The organism is Pseudomonas sp. DVZ6 (genome assembly GCF_024259445.1).
In the GTDB taxonomy this organism is placed as follows: domain Bacteria; phylum Pseudomonadota; class Gammaproteobacteria; order Pseudomonadales; family Pseudomonadaceae; genus Aquipseudomonas; species Aquipseudomonas peradeniyensis.
Genome location: NZ_JANCLM010000010.1, coordinates 104,551 through 116,265 on the forward strand (window position 1 = coordinate 104,551; position 11,715 = coordinate 116,265).

Annotated in this window: 12 protein-coding genes; 7 read left to right on the forward strand and 5 right to left on the reverse strand. The window is 64.8% G+C overall.

Translation table 11 applies throughout. From position 1 onward, the window contains the following. The first annotated feature begins 68 nt into the window (after positions 1 to 68). On the forward strand, positions 69 to 1,010 hold the full coding sequence (locus tag NMG10_RS08115; RefSeq protein ID WP_050706105.1) for a LysR family transcriptional regulator: 942 nt from the start codon (positions 69 to 71) through the stop codon (positions 1,008 to 1,010). A 45-nt stretch (positions 1,011 to 1,055) separates the two neighbouring features. Beyond that, positions 1,056 to 1,274 carry a DUF2970 domain-containing protein gene (locus NMG10_RS08120; protein ID WP_050706106.1) on the forward strand — a complete coding sequence of 73 codons (219 nt, stop codon included), beginning with the start codon at positions 1,056 to 1,058 and terminating at the stop codon, positions 1,272 to 1,274. A gap of 363 nt (positions 1,275 to 1,637) precedes the next feature. Here the strand turns inward: NMG10_RS08120 and NMG10_RS08125 are convergent, their stop codons facing one another. Continuing rightward, positions 1,638 to 2,714, reverse strand: a complete 1,077-nt coding sequence (locus tag NMG10_RS08125; protein ID WP_254464141.1) for an ABC transporter substrate-binding protein — start codon at positions 2,712 to 2,714, stop codon at positions 1,638 to 1,640. Positions 2,715 to 2,931: 217 nt separating this feature from the next. On the opposite strand from NMG10_RS08125, the gene NMG10_RS08130 reads away from it, so the two are divergent. From NMG10_RS08130 to NMG10_RS08140, 3 genes are all read left to right on the forward strand, one after another. Continuing rightward, entirely contained in the window at positions 2,932 to 4,584 is a 1,653-nt protein-coding gene (locus tag NMG10_RS08130; protein WP_186733115.1) for a nitrite/sulfite reductase, read from the forward strand. Continuing rightward, on the forward strand, positions 4,568 to 5,062 hold the full coding sequence (locus NMG10_RS08135; protein ID WP_028691443.1) for a DUF934 domain-containing protein: 495 nt from the start codon (positions 4,568 to 4,570) through the stop codon (positions 5,060 to 5,062). Before NMG10_RS08130 ends, NMG10_RS08135 begins: the two co-directional genes overlap by 17 nt. 168 nt (positions 5,063 to 5,230) lie before the next feature. Next, positions 5,231 to 6,796, forward strand: coding sequence for a hypothetical protein (locus tag NMG10_RS08140; RefSeq protein ID WP_254464142.1), 1,566 nt, complete (start codon positions 5,231 to 5,233; stop codon positions 6,794 to 6,796). Positions 6,797 to 6,860: 64 nt separating this feature from the next. Here the strand turns inward: NMG10_RS08140 and NMG10_RS08145 are convergent, their stop codons facing one another. Next, positions 6,861 to 7,721 carry a GyrI-like domain-containing protein gene (locus NMG10_RS08145; RefSeq protein ID WP_203652345.1) on the reverse strand — a complete coding sequence of 287 codons (861 nt, stop codon included), beginning with the start codon at positions 7,719 to 7,721 and terminating at the stop codon, positions 6,861 to 6,863. A 131-nt stretch (positions 7,722 to 7,852) separates the two neighbouring features. After that, the gene (locus NMG10_RS08150) at positions 7,853 to 8,899 is read right to left on the reverse strand and encodes a class I SAM-dependent methyltransferase (protein WP_232855562.1); all 1,047 of its coding nucleotides are present in this window, start codon (positions 8,897 to 8,899) and stop codon (positions 7,853 to 7,855) included. 195 nt (positions 8,900 to 9,094) lie between these two features. Here NMG10_RS08150 and NMG10_RS08155 point away from each other — a divergent pair, with 195 nt between their 5' ends. Then, on the forward strand, positions 9,095 to 9,583 hold the full coding sequence (locus NMG10_RS08155; RefSeq protein WP_234562902.1) for a signal peptidase II: 489 nt from the start codon (positions 9,095 to 9,097) through the stop codon (positions 9,581 to 9,583). Positions 9,584 to 9,753: 170 nt separating this feature from the next. Further along, positions 9,754 to 9,960, forward strand: coding sequence for a hypothetical protein (locus NMG10_RS08160; RefSeq protein ID WP_203652342.1), 207 nt, complete (start codon positions 9,754 to 9,756; stop codon positions 9,958 to 9,960). 536 nt (positions 9,961 to 10,496) lie between these two features. Here the strand turns inward: NMG10_RS08160 and NMG10_RS08165 are convergent. Together NMG10_RS08165 and NMG10_RS08170 are read right to left on the reverse strand one after the other, a co-directional pair. After that, entirely contained in the window at positions 10,497 to 11,342 is an 846-nt protein-coding gene (locus NMG10_RS08165; protein ID WP_254464143.1) for a type 1 glutamine amidotransferase domain-containing protein, read from the reverse strand. Positions 11,343 to 11,356: 14 nt separating this feature from the next. After that, positions 11,357 to 11,662: a putative quinol monooxygenase gene (locus NMG10_RS08170; protein ID WP_254464144.1), complete on the reverse strand. Its 306-nt coding sequence runs from the start codon at positions 11,660 to 11,662 to the stop codon at positions 11,357 to 11,359. Positions 11,663 to 11,715: the final 53 nt, after the last annotated feature.

An 11,715-nucleotide genomic window follows, 5' to 3' on the forward strand; every position in this document is an offset into this window, starting at 1 on the left:
TTTTCTACGTGTATAAACATTCATAACCAATATATGATCCCCCGATAACTCCAACAAAGAGCGGCGCCATGAACCTCAGCAAGGTCGACCTCAACCTGTTCATCGTCTTCGACGCCATCTACACCGAAGCCAACCTGACCCGCGCCGGGCAGATCGTCGGCATCACCCAGCCGGCGGTGTCCAACGCCCTGTCGCGCCTGCGCGAGACCTTCAATGACCCGCTGTTCGTGCGCACCGCCCAGGGCATGGTGCCCACGCCCATGGCGCAGAACATCATCGGCCCGGTGCGCAACGCACTGTCGCTGCTGCGCACCTCGGTGCAGGAAAGCCGCATCTTCACCCCGCTGCAGGCCAGCAAGACCTTCCGCATCAGCATGACCGACCTCACCGAGGCAGTGATATTGCCGCCGCTGTTCCAGCGCCTGCGTCGGCTGGCCCCGGCACTGGTGATCGAGAGCTTCCTGTGCAAGCGCCGCGAGACCACCAAGGAACTGGCTGCCGGGCGCCTGGACTTCGCCGTCGACGCGCCGCTGAACACCGACCCGCAGGTGCGCCACGTCAAGCTCATGCAGGACCGCTACGTCTGCGCCATGCGCCCCGGCCACCCGCAGGCCGACGGCAAGCTGACCCTGGACAGCTACCTGGCCATGACCCACATCCATATCTCCAGCCGCCGCAACGGCCTGGGCTATGTGGACCTGGCCCTGGGCAAGATGGGCGTGCAGCGGCGTGTCGCGCTGCGCTCGCAGCACTACCTGATGGCCTCGCAGGTGCTGCAGCAGACCGACATGGTCATGACCGTGCCCGAGCGTTTCGCCCGTCGCCACCAACTGCGCCACCAGCCGCTGCCGGTGGAGGTGCCGGCGCTGGAGACCCACCTGTACTGGCACGAAAGCACCGATCAGGACCCGGCCAACCGCTGGATGCGCGAGCAGATCATCGAGCTGTGCGAACGGGTGGTGGCCCAGGATGAGCAGGAACAGGCGGATCCGGCCATGGCATCGGCCTGAGTCGCCTACACTGTCGGTGATTGCCTCTGAATCAGGGAGCCACTCATGGACGATCACCAACACGGCAAGCCACCGACCTTCTGGCAGATGCTGCAGAGCATCCTCGCCGCCGCCTTCGGCGTGCAGAGCGGCAAGAACCGCGCCCGCGACTTCACCTACGGCAAGGCCAGCCATTTCATCGTGATGGGGACGCTGTTCACGCTGATCTTCATCTTCGTGCTCATCGGCCTGGTGCAGCTGGCGATGCACCTGACGGCGCGCTAAAGCCCCTGTAGGAGCGGCCTTGTGCCGCGAAAGGGCCGTGCAACGGCCCCAGGATGTCGGCGTTTTGGGCAAAGATCGCCGGGGCCGACCCAAACGCAACCCGCCCGCGGATTTCCCTTCCGCGGGCGGTTCAGGTGTTACTCACGGTCTTGAGCAGTTATCCGCTACTGATGGCTGACCCAGTACACCGCAGTGACCACCACCAGCACGATCAGACACAGGATCGCCCAGGCATCGACACTGCTGTCAGCTTTGCGGACCTTGGTAGAGTTTCCCATTGCATTGCCTCTTGTAGTGGTTATGGGAATGCACTTCACAAGCAGCAGTTAAGTCCAGCAATGCCCTTCCCTCAAGCAGGGTCTTTCAATAGTCGACGGGTGACGTGAGAAAGGGGTAACGAAAGTCCGTCGGCCTGCCCTCGGCACTGAAACGGTGGAAGTCGATGCCGTGGTTGTCCTGCTCCAGCAGCTTGAGCCAGCGTCGGGCCTTGTCCGGGTCGATCAGCTGCAAGGCCGGCACGCTATGTTCACGCTGGCCGTCGCGATCCACCGCCAGCCCCTGGGCGTCATCGTGCAGCATGACCATGGCCCAGCCGCCCAGGGTGAAATGCCCGCCCATCAGCACGCTCAGGCGTCCGTCGATCCGCGCACGCAGGGCCTCGGGCGAGCTGTTGACCGCACTGAACAGGGCATCGCGGCCGGGCAGCTTGCCCAGCGCCTCGAATGCCTGCATGGCACCGAACGCCATCTGGTCGTTGGCCGACCACACCAGGCGCGTGTCGGGATAGCGCTCCAGCAGCATCTGCGCCTGCTCGAAGGCGCGCTGGCGGCTCCAGCCGCCGTACACGACCTGGCGCAGGCGCACCTGGGGGAACTCCGCCAACGCCCGGCGCATGCCCTGCACGCGCAACTGCGAGGCCGGCGTGGTCTTGACCCCGGCGAAGGCCAGCAGCTCAACCGCCTGCGACTCGGCCGGCAGCTGCGCCGCCATCACCTTGAGCATCTGGTAGCCGGCCTCCTCGTCGTTGCTGACCAGGGTACCGAGCACTTCGGGGTATTTGTCCGGCTGCGCCTGGATGCTGTGCGCCTGGCTGTCGGTAAGGCCGTTGTTGACCAGGAACAGCTTGACCCCGGTACCCCGCGACAGGCGGATGATCTCCGGCGCGACATACTGCTCGTTGACCAGCACCAGGTAGTCCGGGCGCTGCGGTCCTTGCAGCACCTCGCGGGCCTGGGTCAGCGCGAGGTCGGCGCGGCGCTCGCTGTACTGCACGCGCAAGGCCATGCCCAGGTCGTTGGCGGCGGCCTGCATGAAGCGCGAGTAATCGACCCAGAACGTCTCGTTGGAATAGCCCGGGTTGAGGAACACCACGGACGCGGCCTGTGCGCTCGCTGCCAGCGGCAGGCTCAGGCACAGGCTCTGGCACAAGGCCTTGAGCATGCTGTTACTTCCCTGCGGAGCAAACCCCGGATTATAGCGCCGCGATGTACCGGCGCGGACAAATGCCAGTCAGTCTCACTTAGTCCAAATGGTTCTTTTCATATGCAAAAACATCACTTTAGCGCATAAACCCACTCTGCTATCGTGCCTCGGCTCCGACCCGGAGTGCGCGGCCGTGCGCGCGATTAGCTGCATGCTAGCCTGAGACAGGACTTATATGTACGTATACGACGAGTACGATCAGCGGATCATCGAGGACCGCGTCAAGCAGTTCCGTGATCAGACCCGCCGCTACCTGGCCGGTGAGCTGAGCGAAGAAGAATTCCGCCCTCTGCGCCTGCAGAACGGCCTGTATATCCAACGTTTCGCGCCGATGCTGCGTGTCGCCGTGCCCTATGGCCAGCTGAACGCCCGTCAGACCCGCATGCTGGCGAAGATCGCCCGCGACTACGACAAGGGCTACGCGCACATCAGCACCCGCCAGAACGTGCAGTACAACTGGCCGGCGCTGGAAGACATCCCGGAGATCCTCGCCGAGCTGGCCACCGTGCAGATGCACGCGATCCAGACCAGCGGCAACTGCCTGCGCAACGTCACCACCGACCAGTTCGCCGGTGTCGCCGCCGACGAGCTGGTGGACCCGCGCCCGTGGTGCGAGATCGTCCGCCAGTGGACCACCTTCCACCCGGAATTCGCCTACCTGCCGCGCAAGTTCAAGATCGCCGTCAACGGCTCCAGCGACGACCGCGCCGCCATCGAAGTGCACGACATCGGCCTGGAGCCGGTGCGCAACGCCGCCGGCGAGCTGGGCTTCCGCGTACTGGTCGGCGGCGGCCTGGGCCGTACCCCGGTGATCGGCTCGTTCATCAACGAGTTCCTGCCCTGGCAGGACCTGCTCAGCTACCTGGACGCCATCCTGCGCGTGTACAACCGTTACGGCCGCCGTGACAACAAGTACAAGGCGCGGATCAAGATCCTGGTCAAGGCCCTCACCCCGGAAGTGTTCGCCGAGAAGGTCGAGGCCGAGATGGCCCACCTGCGCGGCGGCAGCACCACCCTGACCGAGGACGAGGTGCAGCGCGTTGCCCGTCACTTCGTCGACCCCGAGTACCTGGCCCTCGACAATGTCGACTACGCCCCCCTGGACGCCGAGCACCCAGGCTTCGCCCGCTGGCGTTCGCGCAACACCCGCGCGCACAAGAAGCCGGGCTATGTTGCCGTGACCCTGTCGCTCAAGCCCACCGGCGTCGCCCCGGGCGACCTGACCGACAAGCAGCTCGACGCCGTCGCGGACTTCGCCGAACGCTACAGCTTCGGTTACCTGCGTACCTCCCACGAGCAGAACATCATCCTCGCCGACGTCGAGCAGCGCCAGCTGCACGCCCTCTGGCTGGAACTGCGCGAGCAAGGCTTCGCCACCCCGAACATCGGCCTGCTGACCGACATCATCTGCTGCCCGGGCGGTGACTTCTGCTCGCTGGCCAACGCCAAGTCGATCCCGATCGCCGAATCCATCCAGCGCCGCTTCGACGACCTGGACTACCTGTTCGACATCGGCGAGCTCGACCTGAACATCTCCGGCTGCATGAACGCCTGCGGCCACCACCACGTCGGCCACATCGGCATCCTTGGCGTGGACAAGAAGGGCGAAGAGTTCTACCAGGTCTCGCTGGGCGGCAACGCTGCCCGCGACGCCAGCCTGGGCAAGATCCTCGGGCCCTCCTTCGCCCAGGACGACATGGCCGACGTGATCGAGAAGCTGATCAATGTATACGTCGAGCAGCGCACCGAAGACGAGCGCTTCATCGACACCTACCAGCGGATCGGCATCGACCCCTTCAAGGAACGCGTCTATGCAGCGAATCATTAAGAACAACCAGATCGTCGACGAAACCTGGCACCTGCTGCCCAAGGACGTCTCGATCGACGAGCTGACCAACTGCGACGACTACATCGTGCCGCTGCAGCTGTGGCGCGATCATCCGAGCCTGCTCAAGGCCCGCGATGGCGGCCTGGGCATCTGGCTGGACAGCGACGAGGAAGCCGAGGAAATCGGCGAAGACGTCGAGCACTTCCAGGTCATCGCCCTGAACTTCCCGGCCTTTACCGACGGGCGCAACTACTCCAACGCACGCCTGCTGCGTGACCGCTACAAGTTCAAGGGCGAGCTGCGCGCCATCGGCGACGTGCTGCGCGACCAGCTGTTCTACATGGCCCGCTGCGGCTTCGACGCGTTCGCCATCCGTGCCGACAAGGACCCGGAAGACGCGCTGCAGAGCCTGAAGGACTTTTCGGTGACCTACCAGGGCGCCACCGACGAACCGCTGCCGCTGTTCCGCCGCCGCTGATCGTCGCTTGCCGTACGCTCGGCCCGCCTTCTGGCGGGCCGATTCATTTCTGCGCCTGCAAGACGACCCGTCCGGATAGGCCGGGGAAAAATCCGAACGCTCGCTCAGGTTTTCTGATGGCATGCCGATATCAGGGCATATCCTTTTCACTCCGCAAGGACAGCGACGATGAGCCCGATCACTTCGGCACTGCGACTGACGCCGATCCAAACGCCACCTGCTCCCGCGCAGAACCTGATCGTTCGCCAACCCGCGAGCGTCGCCAGCGCCCCTGGCACCCAGGTCAGCCTGGGGCAGGACACCCGCATTCCCGACAGCGAGACCTACACCTCGCGAGGCACGCTGGACAGCGCGCAGCCCAGCTACACCTGGGAACAGGACGGACTGGACAAGCTGAGCATGTACATGTTCAGCGCGGTCAAGTCGTCCACCACCGCCGCCCGCTTCCAGGGCCTGGGCAGTGCCCTGGTGGAACAACTGGCGGCCAACGGCGGCCAGCGCGTCTCCCAATCAGCCTTGCAGCTCAACGAGACCGACACCACCGCGCTGAGCCTGCAGCAGGCACGCCTGCGCGAGTTCGCCAGCAATACCGTCACCCTCAGCCTCACCACTGCCTCCGGCGCCACGGTAAAACTGGGCTTGTACAACGGTGAACGGGGCCTGGCGGTCGACGCCGAAGTCCAGGGCGGCGAGCTGAACGCCAACGAGCTCAAGGGCCTGGCCGCCCTGGCCGACGGTTTCCAGTCGGCGATCAATGGCCTGACCCGGCAACCGCCGAGCCTGCAGCTCGGCGCGCTGGTCAAGCTCGACCCGAGCCTGTTCAGCGGCCTGCAGATGAACGCCAAGCTGGATTTGCCCAGCGGTGGGCAACAGACCTTCGACCTGCGCCTGGACGGCTCCACCCGCAGCCTGAAACTCGATGGCCCGAGCGGCCAGGTGCAGCTGGACCTCGATAGCCAGGGTGGTGCGCTGCTGGGCGGCAAGGCCCAGCGCCAGGCCGCCCTGGACAACTACCTGACCCAGTTCGACGATGCGCAGAAACGCGGCAAGGGCGATGCACAACTGACCTCGCTGCTCAAGGATGCCTTCAGCCAACTGAACAGCATCGACGACAACAGCCCGCGCCCGGCGGGCCACAACGACGCGGTGAACACCTACAGCCGCGCGCTGCTCAGCGGCCTGGCCGACTTCAAGGCCTCGATCGTGCAACCGTCCAGCCGCCTGAATGCGCGGCGCCTGGACGAGGAAGACCGCTTCGCCTACCAGGTGTCGCAATCGACCTCGACCAGTGGCCAGGGCACCACCATCGCCCGTCAGCAACGCCAGGAGGCCAAGCTGGACGCCGCCTGGCATTCGAGCCTGTCGTCCGCGGCCAAGCTGATCGAAGCGGATCCGTTCGACGAGAAGAACTATCGCTACCACACGCTCAGCGAAACGGCGAGCAGCACCACCGAACTGGCGTTCGTCGACAACGTGCTCAAGGAAGCCAAGGCCACCCAGGAGGCCACCAGCACCAAGCGCGTGCTCACCTACGAGGGTGGCAAGCTCGAGTCGGATGTCAGCACGCCCGAATCGGTGAGCCGCTCGCGCAACCTGCTGAACCTGCTCGACGATCTGTTCAAGACCGATGAGAAGGCCCGGCGCAACGGTAGCCCGTACGACCTCGACGCACAGCTGGCGGCCCATGCCGGGCTGTGGCAGTTGCAAACCGACCCGGCGAAGATCCACGACTGACCGAGACGCCGCGGCACAGACAAGCCCGCCCCCGCAGGGACTGCAGGGGCGGGCTTGTCTGCGCTCAGCGCAACGGCACGTAGATGTCCGTCTGCCACTGCTCAAGCGGCGTCTGCGGGTAGATGCTCAGATAATGGAAAAACAGCGGATGATCGCGCAGCTCTTCGCCACTGGCCGGTAGCCAATCGCGGTAGATCGGGTAGATCGTCTCGCCGATATGATCCGGCGAGCCGACATGCCGCACCACGGCGCAACGCCCACCGGGCAGGCCCGACTCCAGCACGCCCTGGGCGTTGGGCGCCACCGCCTCGTGGATTTCCCCGCAGATGGCGAAGCGGAAGTCCTCCGGTGCCGTGGTATCCGGGTTGTTGAACGGGATGCCGAAACTGCGGCTGCTGGCCACAGGCGATTGCCCGCTGCTCATGCGCCAGTCGATGAAGCGGCGCACGGTCTCGCTGACCTGGCTGGCCGGCCCGCGATGCTCCAGCGCCGCAAGGCGCACGGCGGCGAAATCGACGATTCGTACCTGCATGGTGATGCTCCTGGAAAAATGAGGGATGGCAAACACCGTGTTCCATACCTGCCAGTCGGGCCGGCGGCGGAACGCGCTGGGCGCGTGCCCGAATGCCCGCCGGAACGCCCGGCTGAAGGCTTCCGGGCTTTCAAAGCCCGCCTCCAGCGCGGCCTCCAGCACCGAGTGCCCGGGCTGGCCGACCAGCCGATGCGCCGCACGACGCAAACGCATCAGTTGCACATAGCGGGCCACCGGCACGCCCACGTAAGCGCTGAACTGACGATGGAAATGGAACACCGAAAAGTGCGCCACCACACTCAGGGCCTCCACCGACAGATCGCCCTCCAGGTTGTCCTGGATGTAGGCGAGCACAGTGTCGAAGCGGGTCTTGTAATGGGCATTGACGGACAAGCTCGGTTGCTCCTGGAATCACGGCAGGCCACAGGTTCGCCGATCCGCCCCTGGGCCCGCCTAGCCGTATTTGCTCAAACATCCCTTGGTAGTCGGGCTTGCCCCGCACCGAGAACAGTACCGACGAATCTCTACTTCCTGGCCTCCAGAATCAAGTTGAACGGTGTCTGCGTCGCCCTGCGGAACTGGCGGAACCCAGCCTCTTCGAACACCGCCCGCAGGCGCGCCTCGCCCGCCTGGGCCCCCAGCCCCAGTCCCACTTCCTGGGACAGCGAGTTGGGCGTGCAGATGAAGGTGGACGCCGCATAGAACAGCCTGCCGACCGGGTTGATATTGGCATCCAGCGTATCCTCGGCGAACGGCTCGACCAACATCACCGTGCCGTCGTCCTTGAGCGCCCGATAGGCATGCCGCGCCGCCCCCACCGGATCGCCCATGTCATGCAGGCAATCGAAGAAGCACACCAGGTCCAGGTCGCGGCCGGGGTAGTCCTTGGCCGAGGCCTGCTGGAAGCTGACCCGGTCGCCCACCCCCGCATCGCGGGCCCGCTCGCTGGCAGTTTGCACCGACGGTGCATGGTAGTCGTAGCCGATAAAGCGCGAGACCGGGAATGCCTCGGCCATGACGATGGTCGAGGCACCGTGGCCACAACCGACATCGGCCACCTGGGCGCCAGCCTGCAGCTTGGCCACCACCCCTTCCAGTGCCGGTAGCCAGTCGGCCACCAGGAAGGTCCGATAGCCCGGCCTGAAGAAGCGCTCGGTACCGCTGAACATGCATGGATGATGATCGCCCCAGGCGAGCGCGCCGTCGCCGCGCATGGCCGCGACCAGCTTGTCCTTGTCATGGAACAGCGCCGCCAGCACCGAGGCACCACCGGCCATGTAGACCGGGGAGTCCTCCAGGGCCAGTGTCATGGCCTGCTCCTGCGGCAGGGTGAACTGCCCGTCGTGATGCACCAGGTAACCCGCCGCGGCCTGGCCATTGAGCCATTCGCGCACCAGCCTTGGCTGGCAACCGGTGCGTTCGGCCAGCGCCTCGGGGGTGACCGGCAGGCTGTCGGCCATGGCCCGGTACAGCCCGAGTTCATCCCCTAGAATGACATTGGCCAGCGTCGCCGCCGCGCCCATGTCGCCCACCAGCTTGCCCATGAATTCCTGAAGCCGTGCCTCGTCCATGACCTGCCCTCCTCTTGCCAGAAGGCCACCGTCGGCGACGTCCGGTCCGGGAGGCGGTGGTCGGATGGATGATCGGGCCGCGTCTGCAACCGACCCGGACTTTAAGTCTAGACCCGCCTGCGCTATCTTCGCCGCGCTGTCGGCAGCCCCGCCAATACCGGACGGCCGCGCCCGCGCAGCGAAGGAATTGCCTGCATGCCCTCCAGCCGTACCCTCGTCCTGATCCTCGGCGTCGCCTTCATCCTGCTCGACCAGTGGGTGAAACTGATCGCCCTGGTCGCCCTGAACAACCACAGCTATGTATTCGGCAACCAGATCGCCTGGCTCGACCTGGCCCTGAGCCTGAACCCGGGCGCGTTCCTCAGCCTCGGCGCCAGTCTGTCGCCGGGCCTCAAGCAACTGATCTTCGTCGCCGCGGTAGGCGTGGCCTGCTGCTGGGCCGTGACCTGGGCGCTCAGGCACTGGCAGGCGACCCCGGTGAAGGCCGGCGCAGCCTACTTCATCGCCATGGGCGGACTGGCCAACCTGATCGACCGGGTGCTGCGCGACGGGCATGTGGTCGACTACCTCGTGCTCAACCTTGGGCCGCTGCATACCGGCGTGTTCAACCTTGCCGACATCGGCATCATGGCGGGTGCGCTGGTGCTGGCGTTGGGTGCCTGGAAGAAACCGGCCAGGGTCTGATCCCTCTTGCCAGGAGGTCGCGCACCCAGGGGCGTCCGACCTCCAAAATCGCTTGGCCAGATACTGGCCACACAAGCCAAGGAAACTTCCTTCAACTCTCAAGGCCCAGTCCGAGAGCAACTCGAGTTAACTTCACGCTACCTCAGTTTTCCTGCATTCGAGGGCAGCGCATGGACGAAGAGATAAAAGATCAGCATGAGGTCAATTCAGACGTCGCCTACTTCGAGGCTATTGCCGTCGAGAAGTTGTCCCGACTTCTAGCATCGAAGCAGTACGGCAGTTTCCTTACAGATGAAGTCATTGATGCCTTCAAAAATGTCGAAAGCTCAGCCTATGCTGGCAGGCCGCGCAAGCCACGCAGGCTCTCAAACACCTGAGAAATGTGAGCCCTGGTGTCGCGAAGCTATTGATCGCGTTTGGGCCGCCAGGTGCCTGCCGTAACCCTTGCAGCGCCTATGAGATCGAGCGCCGCCCGCGCGGCGCATCGCGACGCAAGGCCGCTCCCACATCTGTTTCGGGCCAGTCAATCCTGTGCCATTACCTTGTCCGCCTTGTTGGTCCAGCACGGTTTCAGCGTGGGCACTACTGCCGCCTCGCCTGTCTCAAGACATGCACCAAGGCGGGCAACCATGGCCTGACAGGCTCGGCACGTTGCAACAAATGTGGGAGCAACTGTCTTGCTCAATTTTTAGAATCTGGCGCGATCCCTGTGGGAGCGGGTTTACCCGCGAAGCAGGAGACGCGGTACCTGGCACCGGCTATGCCGGTGTTCGCGGGCAAGCCCGCTCCCACAGCGACCGTGCAGCCCTCAAGCCACGCGCCACGCCTGTGGGCGGCCTTGCGTCGCGATGCGCCGCGCGGGCGGCGCTCGATCTCATAGGCGCTATACCTGTTTCGCCAAGCACCTGAATCGCTATTGCCCTGCAGCCTCCAACCGCTCCAGCAGCGCATCGGCCAACGCCTTGTCGGAGAACGGGTTCTGCCCGGTGATCAACTCACGATCAACCACCACATGGGGCTGCCAGGCCTCGGCATAACTCATGTCACCTCCCGCGCCGGCCATGGCCTTGGCCGGATAGAACTGCAGGCGCTGGTCCTTGAGCGAACCTTCGAACACCTGCTCCTCCGGGTCGGAAAAGATGGTCATGCGATAACCCTGGTAGCTCCAATCTCCGGCTGCCGGGGTTTCGCCACGGGCCAATGCGGCGCGATAGGCGACCGGATCCTGCTGCGCCGACAGCAGCGTGATCGGGCCGTGGCAGATGGCGGCCGTGGGCTTGCCGGCCTGGTGGAAATGACGCAGCAAGGTGCCGACGTCCGGGTTGTTGGCCAGGTCGATCAGCGGCGCATGGCCACCTGGGATGAAGATCCCGGCGTAACGATCCAGATCGCCCGCCAGCACCTCCTTCAACGACAGCGTGTCGCGAATGTCCGGCAGGCTTTCGACCACCTGGCGGATTCGCTGCATCTCGCCGGCATCGCCGCCGAAGTACATCGGGTCGATCGAGCGTTCGTCGACACTCGGCGCATTGCCCCTGGGCGTCACCAGCACCAGCTTGTAGCCGGCCTTGAGCAAGCGGTCGGCGGGCACGCCGAACTCGTTGAGATAATAACCGGTGGGATACGGCTTGCCGTCCTTGAGCGGCAACTGGTTCTCGCTGGACAGCAGCACCAGCACTTCGCCCTTCGCGGCAGCGGCGGCGTGGCCGCTCAGCAAGGCGCCGGCCAGCGCCAGCGCAACGGGAGCAATCTTGTTCATGGTCGATTCCTGATTCAGTTGAATGGCGCGATGTCCAACGGACGGGCAAGCTGCACCTGGGTCGGTGCGGCCAGCCAATCGGCGGTGGCGGCGCGGTAGGCCTGGTAATGGGTGCTTTGGCGATGGGCCTCGACGGCAGCCTCGTCGACGTACAGCTCGAACAGATCGAACGCCAGCGTCCCGCCCTCGCGCACGAACAAGTCGTAGCGCAGGTTGCCTGGCTCGGCACGGGAATGCTCGACCATCCGGCGCAGGGCCTGCTCGGTAGCGTCACGGTATTCGGAAAGGGGCTGGATGATGGCGAAAATGGCGATGGTCATGGGCGACTCCCTCAACAGGTTGGGCCCATCCTAACCATCGCGCTATGATTCGA